The sequence below is a fragment of the Streptomyces sp. NC-S4 genome, from assembly GCF_054353315.1.
Genome location: NZ_CM135937.1, coordinates 3210764 through 3227070, shown reverse-complemented (window position 1 = coordinate 3227070; position 16307 = coordinate 3210764). Strand labels below are relative to the sequence as shown.

The 16307-nt window shown below is 74.0% G+C and carries 14 protein-coding genes; 9 read left to right on the top strand and 5 right to left on the bottom strand.

Annotation, left to right across the window (positions count from 1 at the left end; translation table 11 throughout):
* The first annotated feature begins 194 nt into the window (after window positions 1-194).
* The 5 genes from ACXNSR_RS14100 (at window position 195) to ACXNSR_RS14080 (ending at window position 7145) form a co-directional block, all read left to right on the top strand.
* Window positions 195-1811: a dynamin family protein gene (locus tag ACXNSR_RS14100; RefSeq protein WP_458642383.1), complete on the top strand. Its 1617-nt coding sequence runs from the start codon at window positions 195-197 to the stop codon at window positions 1809-1811.
* 4 nt (window positions 1812-1815) lie between these two features.
* Complete coding sequence (locus ACXNSR_RS14095) at window positions 1816-3660, top strand: GTPase (protein ID WP_458642382.1); 1845 nt, start codon at window positions 1816-1818, stop codon at window positions 3658-3660.
* A 122-nt stretch (window positions 3661-3782) separates the two neighbouring features.
* Window positions 3783-4190 (top strand): single-stranded DNA-binding protein, encoded by a 408-nt coding sequence (locus ACXNSR_RS14090; RefSeq protein ID WP_458642381.1) that lies wholly within the window; start codon window positions 3783-3785, stop codon window positions 4188-4190.
* Between the two features lie 179 nt (window positions 4191-4369).
* Window positions 4370-5527 (top strand): thioester domain-containing protein, encoded by a 1158-nt coding sequence (locus ACXNSR_RS14085; protein WP_458643300.1) that lies wholly within the window; start codon window positions 4370-4372, stop codon window positions 5525-5527.
* A 145-nt stretch (window positions 5528-5672) separates the two neighbouring features.
* Window positions 5673-7145, top strand: coding sequence for a phosphatase PAP2 family protein (locus ACXNSR_RS14080; RefSeq protein WP_458642380.1), 1473 nt, complete (start codon window positions 5673-5675; stop codon window positions 7143-7145).
* Between the two features lie 22 nt (window positions 7146-7167).
* Here the strand turns inward: ACXNSR_RS14080 and ACXNSR_RS14075 are convergent, their stop codons facing one another.
* On the bottom strand, window positions 7168-7728 hold the full coding sequence (locus ACXNSR_RS14075; protein WP_458642379.1) for a hypothetical protein: 561 nt from the start codon (window positions 7726-7728) through the stop codon (window positions 7168-7170).
* Between the two features lie 191 nt (window positions 7729-7919).
* Here ACXNSR_RS14075 and ettA point away from each other — a divergent pair, with 191 nt between their 5' ends.
* The 3 genes from ettA to ACXNSR_RS14060 are packed head-to-tail and all read left to right on the top strand — an operon-like array spanning window position 7920 to window position 10772.
* Window positions 7920-9584, top strand: coding sequence for an energy-dependent translational throttle protein EttA (ettA, locus tag ACXNSR_RS14070; RefSeq protein ID WP_376109931.1), 1665 nt, complete (start codon window positions 7920-7922; stop codon window positions 9582-9584).
* 10 nt (window positions 9585-9594) lie between these two features.
* Entirely contained in the window at window positions 9595-10062 is a 468-nt protein-coding gene (locus ACXNSR_RS14065) for an acyl-CoA thioesterase (protein ID WP_458642378.1), read from the top strand.
* Window positions 10059-10772: a hypothetical protein gene (locus ACXNSR_RS14060; protein WP_458642377.1), complete on the top strand. Its 714-nt coding sequence runs from the start codon at window positions 10059-10061 to the stop codon at window positions 10770-10772. The genes ACXNSR_RS14065 and ACXNSR_RS14060 overlap by 4 nt, the downstream gene beginning before the upstream one ends.
* Window positions 10773-10791: 19 nt before the next feature.
* Here the strand turns inward: ACXNSR_RS14060 and ACXNSR_RS14055 are convergent, their stop codons facing one another.
* Complete coding sequence (locus ACXNSR_RS14055) at window positions 10792-11196, bottom strand: globin (protein WP_202201526.1); 405 nt, start codon at window positions 11194-11196, stop codon at window positions 10792-10794.
* Between the two features lie 104 nt (window positions 11197-11300).
* Here ACXNSR_RS14055 and ACXNSR_RS14050 point away from each other — a divergent pair, with 104 nt between their 5' ends.
* Window positions 11301-12290 carry a methyltransferase domain-containing protein gene (locus tag ACXNSR_RS14050; RefSeq protein ID WP_458642376.1) on the top strand — a complete coding sequence of 330 codons (990 nt, stop codon included), beginning with the start codon at window positions 11301-11303 and terminating at the stop codon, window positions 12288-12290.
* 1 nt (window position 12291) lies between these two features.
* On the opposite strand, the gene ACXNSR_RS14045 is transcribed toward ACXNSR_RS14050, so the two are convergent.
* From ACXNSR_RS14045 to ACXNSR_RS14035, 3 genes are read right to left on the bottom strand one after another with little or no spacing between them, the layout of a single operon-like run.
* Window positions 12292-13392, bottom strand: coding sequence for an FHA domain-containing protein (locus ACXNSR_RS14045; protein WP_458642375.1), 1101 nt, complete (start codon window positions 13390-13392; stop codon window positions 12292-12294).
* A 14-nt stretch (window positions 13393-13406) separates the two neighbouring features.
* On the bottom strand, window positions 13407-14741 hold the full coding sequence (locus ACXNSR_RS14040; RefSeq protein WP_458642374.1) for a VWA domain-containing protein: 1335 nt from the start codon (window positions 14739-14741) through the stop codon (window positions 13407-13409).
* A gap of 60 nt (window positions 14742-14801) precedes the next feature.
* Window positions 14802-16304 (bottom strand): protein phosphatase 2C domain-containing protein, encoded by a 1503-nt coding sequence (locus ACXNSR_RS14035; protein WP_458642373.1) that lies wholly within the window; start codon window positions 16302-16304, stop codon window positions 14802-14804.
* Window positions 16305-16307 lie beyond the last annotated feature (3 nt).

Sequence of the window (16307 nt, the reverse complement as noted above, 5' to 3'; positions counted from 1 at the left end):
CCCGATAATCGCAGGCAGGTGCGATTCTCGCATCGCTTTTGCGCCGCGGCGCCCCTGGTGTTGTGCACTCGTTATGCCTGCGCCCCACTCGTCCGTCGTGCCCAGAATGTCCCACTGGAGTCGCGGTCGGCGCGCAGAGGACGTATAAGCTTCAAAAATGGTCCCAAATTGGGCATTCTTCGCATGTGGTGACCTTGGATGTTCGGCCTCAGCTGCTCGATGCCCTGTCCGCCCTGCGCGACCGGGTCGCGTCCGTGCGTCTGCCGCTGCCCCTGCCCGGCGCCCCGCGCGCCCGCCAGACCAGAGCCGAGCTGCTCGCGCAGCTCGACGACTACCTCGTACCCCGGCTGAAAGCGCCCGAGGCGCCGATGCTCGCCGTCGTCGGCGGGTCCACCGGGGCCGGTAAGTCCACCCTCGTCAACTCCCTCGTCGGCCGCCAGGTCAGCGAAGCCGGGGTGCTGCGCCCGACCACGCGCACACCGGTGCTCGTCTGCCATCCGGACGACCACCACTGGTTCGCCGGCATGCGCGTGCTGCCCGACCTGATGCGGGTCTGGGTCCCGCACGGGGAAGAGGAGGTGCCCCCCGCCGCCAGACCCCGGGCCCGCGACCGCGGACCGGCCGACACCCACGCGACCCGCGAGATGCGGATCGAGACCGTTTCCAGCCTGCCGCGCGGGCTCGCCATCCTCGACGCCCCCGACATCGACTCCCTCGTCGTCGAGAACCGGACCCTCGCCGCCCAGCTCATCTGCGCCGCCGACGTCTGGGTGATGGTCACCACCGCTTCGCGGTACGCCGACGCGGTCCCCTGGCACCTGCTGCGCACCGCCAAGCAGTACCGGGCCACCCTCATCACCGTCCTCGACCGGGTCCCGCACCAGGTGCTCGCCGAGGTCTCGCGGCAGTACGGGGCGCTGCTCACCAAGGCCGGACTGGGCGACGTACCGCGGTTCACCGTCCCCGAGCTCCCCGAGTCCACCGGCGGGGGCGGGCTGTTGCCGGCCAGCGCGGTCGCCCCGCTGTACGCCTGGCTCGCCCACCACGCGCAGGACCCGGCCGCCCGCCAGTACGCCGTGGGGCGCACCGCGCTCGGCGCGCTGGACTCCCTCCGGCGCCGGATGCCGGAGCTCGCCTCCGCAGTCGCCGCGCAGCACGCCGCCGCGGTGCGGCTGACCTCCGCCGTCGAGGACGCGTACAAACGGGAGGGCAAGCGGGTCCGGGGCCGCCTCGACCACGGCGCCGTGCTGGCCGGGGACGCCCTGACCCGGTGGCGCGGCTACCCGCTCGACACGAGCGCCGGCGAACTGCTGGACTCGCTCTGCGAATCCCTCGCCGCGCTCCTCCAGTGCGCCGTCGCCGCCGCCGACGAGCGCATCGCCGCGGCCTGGCGGCGCGAGCCTGCCGCCGGCGCGGTCACGCTGCCCGCGCCCGACCGGGAGGCGGGCGAGCGCATCGGCATGGCCGTACGCCGCTGGCGGCGGGTCCTGGAGGAACTCGCCGAGGAGGAGTTGGCCAAGAGCGACAGGCAGCCCGCACCCGAACCCGACGGCGTGGCCGCCCTCCTCGCCGCCGCCCTCCTCGGCGGCAAACGGGCCCGGCCCGCGGGGGAGAAGCTCGCCGAACGGATCGGCGCGCAAGCCGCCCTGCGGCTGCGCGACCGGGGAGGGGAACTGGTCGGCGACCACCTCGACCAGGTGCTGCGCGCCGAACGCGACCGCCGGCTCGCACCGCTCGAGGCGCTCGAAGTGACCCCGGAACCACAGGCCGAGCTGATTGCCGCGCTGTCCGTACTGCAGAAGGAGAGGTGACGCGGTGACCGCTCTGACCGACCGCACCGACGACCGCTGGGACGACGGATTCATCGCGCGCTCGCGCCCCCGGGCCGTCGCAGGGGACCCGGACGAGGACGGGTGCGAGGGCGACGAGGGCGACGAGGCCCTCGTACGGGCCGTCTCCGGCGCGGGCAGCGACGGCGGCAAGTCGGCCGCGCCCCCGCTCAGCCCCGAGGGACAGGCCCTGCGGCTGCGTCTCGACGCGCTGCGCCAGCTGGTCGGGCTGTCCCGGACCAGGCTCGACGGAAAGACCCTCGCCGAGGCCGGGCGGGTGCTGGACGAGGCGGCCGCGCGCCGCGGGCTGTCGCCCCAGCACACGGTCGTCGCGATCGCCGGCGCCACCGGAAGCGGCAAGTCCACTCTCTTCAATTCACTCGCCGGTGTGCAGATCTCCGAGATGGGCCTGCGCCGCCCTACCACCGCCGCGCCCATCGCGTGCAGCTGGTCGGACGGAGCCGCCGGACTGCTGGACCGGCTGGAGATCCCGGGACGGCTGCGGCGCCGGCCCCGCGAGACCCCGGAGGCGGAGGCGCTGCGCGGGATGGTCCTCGTCGACCTGCCCGACCTGGACTCGGCGGTCGGCGCCCACCGGGACCACGTGGACCGGGTGCTGGCGCTGGTCGACGCCGTGGTGTGGGTGGTGGATCCGGAGAAGTACGCGGACGCCGTGCTGCACGAGCGGTACCTGAGGCCGCTCGCCGGGCACGCGGAGGTGACCTTCGTCGTCCTGAACCAGGTGGACCGGCTGCCGGGAGAGGCCGCCGACCTCGTCCTGGACGACCTGCGCCGGCTCCTCGACGACGACGGCATCGCCCTCGGCGAGCACGGCGAGCCCGGCGCCACCGTCCTCGGGCTGTCCGCGCTCACCGGGGAGGGCGTCGGGGAACTGCGCGAGCTCCTCGGACAGTTCACCCAGGAGAAGGGCGCGGCCACCCGGCGGATCTCCGCCGACGTCGACCGCGCGGCCGCGCGCCTGCGACCGCTGTACGTGGCCGACGGGCACGCCGGGCCGGAGATCGGGGAGGCGGCGCGCGCCGAGTTCGAGGACCGGCTCGCCGAGGCGGTCGGCGCGTACGCGGCCGGGCTCGCCGCCGAGCGCGCCTGGCGGCGCAATGCCGGGAAGGCGTGCGGGACGCCGTGGCTGCGGCTGTGGCGCTGGTACGAGGGCCGTCGCGCACCGCGCACCCTGGTGGGCCTGGCCGCCCTCGCGGCGATCGGCGGGCGCGGCCAGGTCGTCGCCGAGGCCCCGGTCGAAGAGGAGGTGACCGCGCGTCAGCGGGTGGAGCAGGCGGTGCGGGCGGTCGCCGACGAGGCGGTGTCCGGGCTGCCCGAGCCGTGGGCGCAGGCGGTCCGGGAGACCGCGGTGCGCGGCGCCGACCGGCTGCCGGAGGCGCTGGACGAGATCGCGGTGACCCTCGGGGCGGCGGTCGCGGTGCCGAGCGTCAAACCGCCGCGGCCCACGTGGTGGCCGGCGGCGGTGCTGGGCCAGGCGGCCATGACCCTGCTGCAGATCTTCGGCGGGCTGTGGCTGGTCGGGCAGATCGTCGGGGTCCTGGAACCGAGGCTGCTGCCGCCCGTGCTGCTGATGGTGGCGGGCATCATCGGCGGGCCGCTCGTGGAATGGTCCTGTTCGATCGCGGCCCGGGGCCCGGCGCGCAGGTACGGGCAGGACGCGGAGCGCCGGCTGCGGCAGGCCGCGGCCGGGTGCGGCCGTGCCCGGGTGCTGGAACCGGTGGCGGCGGAGCTGCTGCGCTACCGGGAAGTCCGCGAGCAGTACGCCACGGTGGCCGCAGGGGGGAGCAGGTTGTCCACAACCCGGCAGTAATCCACAGGCCGGAGCGGGGAACGGCGGCCTGCCCCAGCATGGTTCGTACCGCGTACGGACGGTCCGTACGGCTGGTCCGTGCGGATCCGTGCGGACCGCGACCACGGGGGAGGACGACCGGCATGTACGACACCCAGGTGACGCTGGTGGGCCATGTGGCGACGCAGATCGACTACAAGGAGACGGTGAACGGTCCGGCGGCACGGTTCCGCTTCGCGGTGACGCCGAGGTACTTCGACCGGCGCAAGGACACCTGGACGGACGGGGCCACCAGCTTCTACACGGTGTGGGCGAGGCGGGCGCTCGCCGTGAACCTCGCCGGCTCCGTATCCGTCGGCGAGCCGCTGGTGGTGCACGGGCGGCTGCGGGTGCGGGAGGACCCGCCCGACGGCGAGGGCAACCGGTGGTTCTCCGCGGAGATCGACGCGACGGCCGTCGGCCACGACCTGAACCGGGGGACCGCCGCCTTCCGGCGGGTGGTACGGACGGACACGCCACTGATGGCCAATCAGAAGGCGGCGGTGGTCTGAGTGTTCGAGGCGGATAGGATTCCCCGGTACTCACGGGCACCTGGGTCATTGGCCCGAAGGGGAAGACTGTGTCGATTGCCGTTCCCGCATCCTCCGCTCCTGAACCTGCTCCTGCTCCTGCTCCTGCCCCGGTTCCTCTCGAACCTCCGGCCTCGGTACGGGGCTCCGCGCGCCGGCCGCTGGCGGTGGCCCTGCTGGCCGCGGCCCTCGCCGCCGCTCCCGCGGCGGGGGCGGCCGCCGACTCGGGCCCGGTGGCGCCCAGGTCACCCGAGGGTGCGAGCGCCGTGCTGGACGGGCTGAAGACGTTCGGGCAGGCGGTCCTGCGGTCCAAGGACGGCTCGGTCCGGCAGATTCCGGCCGGACTCTTCGAGATGCGCGTCGACGGCGGCGGAATGCTCCAGACGTACGGAGTCGGCGTGACGGGCAACGCCCAGCCCCAGGCCCGGTACACCGAGAGCGCCTGGAGCCGCAGCCCGCTCGCCGGGAGCCGGGAGGCGGGGCGGATCCGCTGGGTCCTGGAGCACTCCTACCCCCAGCGCAACGACCTGGCAGGGCTCGCCGAGGCGGCCGGGGCCGGGGCCCTCACGGCACAGAGCGCGGCCGCCGGGACCCAGGTGGCGATCTGGCGGCTGGCGGACGGGGTGCAGGTCGAGGCCGCCGACCCGGCGGCCGAGAAGCTGGCCGACTATCTGCAGCGGGCCGCCGGGCAGCTGCCGGAGCCGCCCGCCTCGCTCGGACTGGACCCGGGCGAGGTGTCGGGGGCGGTGGGTACCCGGCTCGGCCCGGTGACCGTGCGGACCGGGGCGCCGAGCGTGTCGGTCATCCCGGACGCGGCGGCCGTCGCGATGGGGGTGCGGGTGGTGGATGCCGAGGGGCAGCCGCTGACCACCGCCGTCAACGGGAGCCGGCTCTACTTCGAGGTGCCCGAGGGCACCCCCGACGGGACGGCCTCGGTCACCGTCCAGGGCACGACCAAGGTGCCGGTCGGGCGGGTCTTCACCGGCGAGCTGCCGGCCCACGCCCAGATCGTGGCCGGCTCCAGCGAGTCCGCGGCCGCCGCCACGGCCACGGCGGTCTGGCCGCAGCCGCCGGCGACGGCGGAGGGAGCCACCCCGGGCGAGGCATCGGAGGCCGGTTCCGGCTCGGCGGCCGAGGTGCTGGGCTCGCGGTCCACGGCGCTCGCGACGACCTCCCCCGACGAGGAGCGGCTGGCGACCAGCGGCAGCTCGGCGGCCACCCCGGTCATCGCCTCCCTGGCGGTGGGCCTGGTGGTCCTGGGCGGTCTGGTGGTGCTGCTGCTCCGCAAGCGCCCGCTGGACGAGGAGGACACGCCCTGAGACCCCGGGTGCACATGCCCTGAGACCCCGGTCGGACAGGCCCGACGAGCCGGGTGAACGGGCCCGATGGGCCGGGTGAACGGCCCGATGGGCCGGGTGGCCGCGCGGACCGGTTCGGATCCGCCGCTCGGGGTAGGGGCAGAAGATGGCTGATCAAGAACTGACCTGGTCCGGCACCTTCGCCCGGTGGGACCGCCGGCTCTTCGACGCGGTGGCCCGGCGGCACTGGCCCGGAGCCGACCGGGTGCTGCCCCGGCTCGGCCGGGCCGCGAACCACGGAGTGCTGTGGGGCGGGGCCGCCGCGGCCATCGCGGTCTTCGGGTCGGCCGGCGCCCGAAAGGCCGCCGTGCGCGGGGTCGCCTCGCTGGCGCTGGCCTCCGCGACCATCAATACCGTCGGCAAATGGTCCGTGCGCCGGCCCCGGCCGCTGCTGGAGGGCGTGCCCCTGTCCCGGCAGCTGGCGACACAGCCGCAGACCACCTCCTTCCCGTCCGGGCACTCCGCCTCGGCCTTCGCCTTCGCCACCGGGGTGGCGCTGGCCTCCCCGGGCTGGGGGGCCGTCCTGGCCCCGGTCGCCGCGTCCGTGGCGTTCTCCAGGGTCTACACCGGGGTGCACTACCCCTCCGACGTGCTCGTGGGCGCGTCACTCGGGGTGGCCGCCGGGTTCGTCGTACGCCGCCTCGCGCGCGACGCGAAGGAGGCCCGGGTCGTACCGGGCGACGAGCGGCCGGCCGCCGGGGCCCCCGCGCTGCCCGACGGGGCCGGCCTCACCGTGGTGGTCAACAACGGGTCGGGCACGGCCGCCGAGGGACTCGACGTCCTGCGCACCCGCCTGCCCGCGGCCGAGGTGATCGAGTGCGAGGGCCCGGAGCTGCCCGCCACGCTCGCGAAGGCAGCCGCACGGGCCACCGTGCTCGGGGTCTGCGGCGGCGACGGCACGATCAACGCGGCCGCCACCGCCGCGCTGGGGGCAGGTGTGCCGCTCGCCGTGTTCCCCGGCGGCACCCTCAACCACTTCGCGATGGACCTCGGCCTCGCCGGGGCCGAGGCGACCTGCGAGGCCGTGGCGCGGGGGCAGGCCGTCCGCATCGGCGTGGGCCGCTTCTCCCCCGGGCCCGACGGCGAGAGCGGCTACTTCCTGAACAACTTCAGCATCGGCGCCTACCCGGAGCTGCTCGGCCACCGGCTGCGCTGGGCCCCCCGCATCGGCGGCGGCCCGGCCGCGCTGCTGGCGGCCTGGCGGGTCCTGCGCTCGCAGCGGCCCGTGCGGCTGAGGCTGGCCGGGCGGCCCCGCAGCGTATGGCTGCTCTTCGCGGGCAACGGCACCTACCACGGCACCGGCCCCACCCCCCGCCGCCGCGACAGCCTCGGCGAGGGCCTGCTGGACCTGCGGCTGGTCCACGGCGGCGGCCGCCCCGGCCCGCGGCTGCTGGCCGCCGCCTTCACGGGCCCGCTGAGCCGCTCGCCCGTCCACGTGGCCACCCGCCTGCGCAGCCTGCGCATCGGGGACATCCCCGCGGGCACCCCGCTCGCCTACGACGGCGAGTACGCCGAGGCCCCGACCGCCCTCGTCCTCGACCAGCTCCCCGGCGCCCTGACCGTCTACCGCCCCCGCTGACCGGCTCAGGCCGACGCGCGGGTCAGGAGCCGGCCGGTCCGGGATCCACGCCCAGGTCGGCCCGCATGACGCCGCGCATGTTCCTCCAGCGGTCCCCCAGCCGCAGCAGCTCGGCCTGTATCTCCTCGAACGACCAGCCGGGGTGCGGTTCGCCGTCCTGCAGGTGCAGGGTGCGGCTGTACGCGCCGGCCAGGGTTTTCGTCATCGCGTCCAGCTCCCGCAGCACCGCGTCCGAGGCGACCATCTGGGCCTCCGCGAAGGCCGTGTGCATGGAGTGCCGCGCCTCCTCCAGATCGGCCCGCGCCTGCGCGGTGGCCTCCCCCTTGTGGACGAGCCACAGGTACTTCATGAGCTCGATGCGGTAGCGGCGGTAGCCGGAGTTCGCCGTGACGTAGCAGGCCCGCCGCTTCTCCACCTCCGCCAAGCGCTGCTCGCGCAGCCACTGGGCGTCGGCCGCCCGCTGCTGCCGTTCGAACTGTTCCGTCTGTACGCGTGCGAGCACGCGCTGCGAAAGGATCGGCGCGAGCAGGGTGCCGGTCACGGCGACGATCGCGCCGGCGAGCGCCAGCAGCGCGTTGTTCACATCTACCTCCGTACGCCCGACGGAGGCCGCGCCCCCGCACTCCCCACCATCCTGCCCGGCCCGGGCGGCCCTGGCGGCCCGGGGCCGCCCCCCCAGGTCAGGGGCGGCTGACCTACCCATTCGCCCGAGGGTATGGACGTACGGCAAGATGGGGTGTATCTGCCCACCATCGATCTGCCGGACGGTTTCTCTTGGCTGAGTTCATCTACACCATGCGCAAGACGCGCAAGGCGCACGGCGACAAGGTGATTCTTGACGACGTCTTCCTGAACTTCCTGCCCGGCGCGAAGATCGGTGTGGTCGGCCCGAACGGCGCCGGCAAGTCCACCGTTCTCAAGATCATGGCGGGTCTGGAGCAGCCGTCGAACGGTGACGCCTTCCTCTCTCCCGGATACTCCGTCGGCATCCTCATGCAGGAGCCCAAGCTCGACGAGTCCAAGACCGTGCTCGAGAACGTCGAGGACGGCGTCGGCGAGATCAAGACCAAGCTCAACCGGTTCAACGCGATCGCCGAGGAAATGGCGACGAACTACACCGACGAGCTGATGGAGGAGATGGGCAAGCTCCAGGACGACCTGGACCACGCCAACGCGTGGGACCTGGACGCCCAGCTGGAGCAGGCCATGGACGCCCTGGGCTGCCCGCCCGGCGACTGGCCGGTCACCACCCTCTCCGGTGGTGAGAAGCGCCGCGTGGCCCTCTGCAAGCTGCTGCTGGAGGCCCCCGACCTGCTGCTCCTCGACGAGCCCACCAACCACCTCGACGCCGAGTCCGTGAACTGGCTGGAGCAGCACCTGGCCCAGTACAAGGGCGCCGTCGTGGCCGTCACCCACGACCGCTACTTCCTCGACAACGTCGCCGAGTGGATCCTCGAGCTCGACCGCGGCCGCGCCCACCCGTACGAGGGCAACTACTCCACCTACCTGGAGAAGAAGGCCGAGCGCCTCAAGGTCGAGGGCAAGAAGGACGAGAAGCGCGCCAAGCGCCTCAAGGAAGAGCTGGAGTGGGTCCGCTCCAACGCCAAGGGCCGCCAGGCGAAGTCCAAGGCCCGTCTCGCTCGCTACGAGGAGATGGCGGCCGAGGCCGACAAGATGCGCAAGCTCGACTTCGAGGAGATCCAGATCCCGCCGGGCCCGCGCCTGGGCTCGATCGTGGTCGAGGTCAACAACCTCTCGAAGGCGTTCGGCGACAAGGTCCTCATCGACGACCTGTCGTTCACGCTGCCGCGCAACGGCATCGTCGGCATCATCGGCCCGAACGGCGCCGGCAAGACCACGCTCTTCAAGATGATCCAGGGCCTCGAGACCCCGGACTCCGGCGAGATCAAGGTCGGCGAGACCGTCAAGATCTCGTACGTGGACCAGGGCCGCGCCAACATCGACCCCAAGAAGACCCTCTGGGCGGTCGTGTCGGACGAGCTGGACTACATCAACGTCGGCAACGTCGAGATGCCGTCCCGCGCGTACGTCAGCGCCTTCGGCTTCAAGGGCCCGGACCAGCAGAAGCCGGCCGGCGTCCTGTCCGGTGGTGAGCGCAACCGCCTGAACCTGGCGCTGACGCTCAAGCAGGGCGGCAACCTGCTGCTCCTCGACGAACCCACCAACGACCTCGACGTCGAGACCCTGTCCTCGCTCGAGAACGCGCTGCTGGAGTTCCCGGGTGCGGCCGTGGTCGTCTCCCACGACCGCTGGTTCCTGGACCGGGTCGCCACGCACATCCTGGCGTACGAGGGCGACTCGAAGTGGTTCTGGTTCGAGGGCAACTTCGAGTCCTACGAGAAGAACAAGATCGAGCGGCTCGGCCCGGACGCCACCCGTCCGCACCGTGCCACCTACAAGAAGCTCACCCGAGGCTGAGGTCGCCGTCATGGCCAGACACCACTACCGGTGCCCCCTGCGCTGGGCGGACATGGATGCCTTCGGGCACGTCAACAACGTCGTCTTCCTCCGCTATCTGGAGGAGGCGCGGATCGACTTCATGTTCCGCCTCGCGCCGGGGGAGGGCAGTGAGTCCTTCACGGGCGGGTCCGTCGTGGCCCGTCACGAGATCGACTACAAGCTGCCCCTCGTGCACCGCCACGAGCCCGTCCTGATCGAGTCCTGGGTGACCCGGATAGGGGCCGCGTCCCTGACCATCCGCTACGAGGTCAAGGACGAGGCGACCGAGGACAGGCCCGAGACGGTCTACGTGCGCGCCGAGACGGTGGTCGTGCCCTACAACCTCGCCGCGGGGCGGCCCCGCCGCATCACGGCCGAGGAGCGGCACTTCCTCGAGGAGTACCTCGACGAACCCGCGACCGCGACCGCGTCCTCGAACGGACCCCTCGCGGCATGAACGACCAGCTGCGCTTCGCCGATTCCGGGGAGGCGGCGGACCTCGCCGCCTTCCTGGGCCGGCTGGTGCACTACGACCGCGCCGCCGCCGTACGCCTCCAGGCAGGCGGCGGCGCGCTCGCCGTCTTCGGACGGCCGCCGTCCTTCGACATCCTGGCCATCCGTACGGTGCGGCTCGCCGCACCCGTCGCGATGCCGCTGGACCTGACGGTGTCCGCCGGTGAGCTGCTGGAGTCCGTGGACGAGGCCTCGGCCGAGGCCGTCGTGCCCGGGCCGGTCACCGGACCGCCCTGGGCCGGCGTGCTCCCGCCCCGCGGCGGCTGGCGGCAGGTTCCGGGGCTGCCCGGCCCCGAGGCGATGGGAGCGGCCGTGGCCGCCGCCGTCGCCGAGTTCCGGGCCCGGGACGAGGCCCTGCCCGTGCAGCACCGGACCCGGTCCGAGCGCGACCGCATCGGCCGCGAGATCTGGTCCCGCACCCTGGGCGACACCGAGCTCCCGCTGCGCGCGGTGCACGCCGCGCAGTCCCTGGGCTTCCTGCGGCCGGTACGGGCCGCCGTGCCCGCCCCCGCCCGCCCGCCGGGCGAACCGGCCCCCGTGGCGCTGCTCGCCGCCGGGACGTGGCTGCGGCTGCGCACCCCGTACGGATCCGTCGCCATGCGCCGCCCCGGTGCCACCGGCGGCCTGGGCGCCCTCCAGGTCCGGCCGGTCTGACAGATCCGGAAGAGACGGGCTAGCCCGCCGTGTTGATCATCGAGGCGGCGGCGTACGTCAGGTACTTCCACAGCTGCGCCTCGTGCTCCGGCGCCAGGCCCAGCTCGTCCAGCGCGACCCGCATGTGCCGCAGCCACGCGTCGTGGGCGGCCGCGTCCACCTGGAACGGCGCGTGCCGCATGCGCAGGCGCGGGTGGCCGCGGTGCTGGCTGTAGGTGGTCGGACCGCCCCAGTACTGCATCAGGAACAGCGCGAACCGCTCCTCGGCGGGGCCCAGGTCCTCCTCCGGGTACATCGGGCGCAGCAGCGGGTCCTGCGCGACCCCCTCGTAGAAACGCCGCACGAGGCGGCGGAAGGTGTCCTCGCCGCCCACCTGCTCGTAGAAGGTCTGCTCCTGAAGCGTGCCCCGCGGAATCTCATTCACCCGACCATCGTCTCAGACGCCCGGATCCAGGACCGAGGTCCTAGGACCATCCCCCGGCCCCCGCCGCGCTCGCACGCGGCGGCGCGGCGCAGGACAGTGGAGGCATGGCCGCACACACCGCGCACACCGAGACCCGGGACCTGCGGGAGACCGCGCACGCCGCCCAGGTGCGGGAGCTGACCGCCGCAGGGGTGCTGGAGGACCCGCGCTGGCGGGCGGCCTTCGCCGCCGTGCCCCGGCACGTGTTCGTCCCGTACTTCTGGACCGGCCGCGGCGCCGGTCACGAGCGGCTGTGGGCCGAGGACCCGGACCCCGAACGCCGGGCCCGCTGGCTTCGCGGGGTCTACGTCGACACCCCACTGGCGACGCGGATGCGCGACGGCCTGCAGGTCTCCTCCAGCAGCCAGCCCTCGCTGATGGCGAAGATGCTCGCCGCCCTGGACGTGCGCGACGGCGACGACGTCCTGGAGATCGGCGCCGGCACCGGCTACAACGCGGCCCTGCTCTGCCACCGGCTCGGCGAGGAACACGTCACCACCGTGGACCTCGACGAGGAGATCACCGAGTCCGCCCGGGCGCACCTGGCCGAGCTCGGCTACCGCCCGGTGGTGGTCACCGGCGACGGCGCGCGCGGCTGCCCGGCCCGGGCCCCGTTCGACCGGATCATGGTGACCTGCACGCTGCCGCGGATCCCGCACGCCTGGCTCGGCCAGTGCCGGCCGGGGGCGCGGATCCTGGCGCCGCTGTCGACCGGTCTGATCGCGCTGACCGTCCGGGACGCCGCCTTCGCCGAGGGCAACTTCCTGCACACGTCGGCGTACTTCGTCCCGTTGCGCGGGGCCACGGCCGCCCCGCCGCCCGAACCGGCCGTCACCGAGTACGGGCTTCCGTACGAGCTGGTGGAGAACGAGCGCTTCCAGTTCATGCTCGTGCTCACCGCGGGCGCACTGCACCCCCGTGAGGCCCTGGACCTGTGGCGCCGTGAGGGCCGCCCGGCCCGGGAACGCTTCGGGGTCTCGGTCAGCACCGAGGGCCAGTGGTCGTGGCTGGACGATCCCCAGGGGCCGTACGTGTGGCCCCTGGGGGAGGGGTGAATCAGCCGCGGCGGATCGTGATCGTCGTCCAGGCGCCCACGTGGACCCGGTCGCCGTCGGCGAGGGTGACCGGGACGTAGGGCTGGATCGGCTCCTCGCCGCCGTTGATGGTGGTGCCGTTGGTGGAGTTCTGGTCCACCACCGCCCAGCTGAGGTCGGGCTGCTGGACAAGCACCGCGTGCTGGTGCGAGACACCCGGGTCCTCCGGGGGCACCGACAGGTCGATGTCGGGGGACTCGCCCGTGGAGGCGCGGCGGCGGCCGATGGTGATCTGGCCGCCCGACAGCGGAAGGTGCTGCTCCGGGGAGTAGGCGGGCATGTTGAGCCCGGCGGCCTCGGGGCCGCTGCGCTGCATCATCGCCATGAAGTACGAGCGGTCGGGGCCGACCGTCGCGCTCCAGGCACCCCCGCCCTGGGGCGGGAAGGGCTGGTGCTGCGGCGGGGCCTGCTGCTGGTACTGCTGCTGGGGCGGCGGTCCCTGCTGCTGGTACTCCTGCTGGTACTCCCGCTGTTGCTGCGGCGGGGGCTGCTGCTGGTACTGGGGCTGCGGGGCCCGCTGGTACTCCAGCGGCGACTCGTGCGCGGGCGGCGGCAGCAGCCAGTCGTCCTCGCGCTGGAGCGGCTCGGCCGGCCGGTTGACCCGGGACGGCCGCGAGCCCTGGTACTCGAAGTGGTCCTGGGAGTAGGTCCCGGGAGCGGGCACGGGCGGCGGAGGCGTACCGCGGCCTCCGGGACCGCCGACACCGACACCACCACCGACACCGACACCACCACCGACGCCGGTACCCGTCGCCTGGGGTCCGGCGTCCGGGGCGGGCGGCGCGTACGAGGTCGCGGTACGGGTCAGGAAGTTGTAGCGGCACTCCTCGCAGAACGGGGCCATGGCCTCGCGCGGGGTCCGGCACTGCGGGCAGAGCTCGGCCTGGGCGGTCGGTTCACCGGCGGTCGGGGGGAAGCCGTAGCCGTAGGAGGGGACCGGCGGCGGTCCCTCCGAGGCAGCCATGCGATGGCCGCAGACCTCGCACCAGTCGTCGGACGCGGACTGGTGCCCGTTCGGGCAGGTCGGCATGGCGGCGCTTCCCCCTTCTTCTCCCTGCGTCATCACGGCAGGTCTTCTCAGGTCTTCTTCACTCGGACGGTCTGCGTCGAACGCGTGTCAAGAGTCATCTCGTCGGCATCGGCGACCTTCGCTTTCAGCCGCACAGTACCCGCCACCGCGTCCACCACATCCACCACCTTCGCCAGGAGTCGTGCTGTGTCGGCGTTTCCGGAGGAACTCGCCAGTTGTACCGCACGCCCCAGCTTGGCCGTGGCACCACCCACATCGCCCATTTTGCGGGCTTCCAGGCCCTGCTGGATAGCCTCCGCCAGCTCCGCCTGTCCGGTGTAGTGGGCGACCTGCGCGTTGATGGCGGTGGACGCCGCCAGATCGTCCGTCCACACCGCGCGCACCAGGCCCTGGGCCAGTACGGTCGGCTTCTCGTCGGGCCCGCCCGCCGTGGCCGGCAGTACGAGCGTGGCGCGGGCGGCGAGCATCTCCTGGCCCACGGTGGCCGTCGGGACGCGGACGCACACGTGGTACTCGCGGGACTCGTCGCCCCACGAACCGGTCGGGTAGTCGCCGGCCCGCGGGCCCGCCTCGGTGCGGCGGTCGGTCAGGTCCTGGAGGACGGGAGCAACCTGCTTGACGTACTGGATCTCCACGCCGACCGGGGTCCACAGGCGCAGGGCGACGTCCGCGACCTCCTTGCCCATGACGTTCTCCATCATGCGCGTGAAGTCCTCGGCGAGGTGGGCCGGGTCGGCCACGATGTCGGCGGAGCCGAGCAGTGCGTGCGCGATCCCGGTGACCTCCTTGACGTCCCAGTCGGTGCCCACCCCGCGGGCGTCGCAGGTGAAGTGGCCCGCGCACGCGTCGAGGGTGGCGCGGAGCACGGCCGGCTCCTCGTGCTCGTTGCGCCCGTCGGTCAGCAGGACTCCGTGCCGTATGGCGGCGGTGGAGCCGCGCAGCAGGCCGTCCGCGAGGCGCAGCCAGGTACCGATCGCGGTGCCGCCGCCGGAGCTCAGCCCGCGCAGGGCCTCCTTGGCCCGGGCCCGGGTCGTCGCGTCCGCGACCGCCAGGCGGCCCTGGCCGGGGTAGACCTCCTTGGCCACGTGCGTACCGGCGATCACGGCGAAGGCGGTGCCGTCGCGCAGGGTGTCGATGGCGGCCGCCGTGGCCTCACGGGCCCCGCGCATCTTCTCCGGCGGGTACTCCATGGATCCCGAGCAGTCGACCATGAGCACCACGGCCGCCGTGCCGTCGGCGACCGGCGTGCGCGTGGCGGTGGCACCGCCGGTGGCGGTGACCGTGACGATGGCGTGGACGTCCCGTCCGCCCTCGGGGAGAAACTCGTTCTGGTACACCTCCACGCTGAACCGTGGGGCACTCGGCTTGGCGAAATTCGCCATCGGTTGGACTCCTAGGGGGCTCGGGCAGGCGGGTCAGACCTGCGGGCGCGCTTCCACTTCCTATTCCGGTCCTGCCGCCGGGCCCGGCTCCGCATCCGGTCCCGGTTCCTGCTCGGGGTGCATGGCGAACGGCACGACCGCCACGGTGACGTTGTCGTGGCCGCCGCCGTCGAGTGCGTACCCCACCAGTACCTGGGCGCTGTGCAGCGGGCGGGTCGCGGCGTCGGCGGGTACCACCTGGGCCATCTCCCGCGCGGATTCCGCGTAGTTCCACAGTCCGTCGGTGCAGACCACCACCACACCGGGGTGGTCGGGCTTGAAGGTCGCGGTGTGCGGTTCGAGGTCGTACGCGTCGGCCCCCAGCCAGCCGGTGATGGCGTGCGCGCGGACGTCCGCGTAGGCCTCGGCCTCGCCCATCAGGCCGGCGGCGACCATCTGGGCGGCCCAGGAGTCGTCCTCGGTGAGGCGGCGGGGCAGGGCGGCGCGGTCGTCGGGGACCCAGTAGGCACGGCTGTCGCCCACCCAGCCGATGGTCAGCAGCCCGCCGCCGACGACGGCGCCGACCAGGGTGCAGGCGGGGGCGTTCTGCGCGCCGGGGGTCTCCGGGGCCAGGGCATTGACGGCTTCGGCGGCGGCCAGGATCGCCTCGTGCATGGCCTCCTGGGGGTGGGCGCCGCGCGGGAGCGCCTCGAGCAGCGCCTCGTTGGCGGCGACGGCCGCGGCCGCCGACGCCTCGTCGGGGCGGCTGGCCGAGGAGACGCCGTCGCAGACGATGGCCACGGTGGCGGCCGAGCCGCCGGGCAGGGCGGTGGCCGACACGGCGAACGAGTCCTCGTTGCGGTGGTGGCGCAGACCCCGGTCGGTGACGGCGGCGACGCTCCCGAGCTCCTCCTCGATGTGGTCGCGCTCGCGGGGCTGCGCGTGCCCGCAGTGCTCGCAGTACCCGTCGGTGTCGACGCGCCCGGCACGGCAGGCGACGCAGGTCTTCCCGCCGGCCGCGCCGCCGGGCGGGGGCGCGCTCTCGTACGGGGCTTCGCCCGGGCCCCAGGGCGCGGGGTCGCCCCCGGGCCGGTCGTGGCAGGTCTCGGGGCCGTCCGCGGCGCCGTACGGGTGCTCCGCCGCGCCCCACGGGGTGCCTTCCGGCGGGGTGCCGGTGCCGTACGGGTTCCCGTGGCCGGACGCCGCGTAAGTGACCCCGGCCGGGCCCTGCCGAGGCTCCGGTTCCGGCTCCGGTTCCGCCGGGGCGGCGGTCCAGGCGGCCGGCTCGTCGACCAGCGTCGGCGCGGCCGCGGCCACGCTGCCCCAGCCGGGGGCGGGCTCGGCGGCGGCGTGCGGGACGGCGGGGGCCGGGCTCGCGTAACCGCCCGCCGTGGCGCCCGCGGCGGCCGGCCGGGCCGATGGCGCCGGGGGCGCCGGCGGTGCTGGTGGGATGGGGACGGTCGGGTGGTCCGCGGCGGCCGGGGGCGGCGCGCTCACGGCGTGGCCGCAGACGCCGCAGAAACGGTCACCCTCCTCCAGGGGTTCCGCGCAGCTGGGGCAGCCCGACAGCCGATGCATCGACATCAC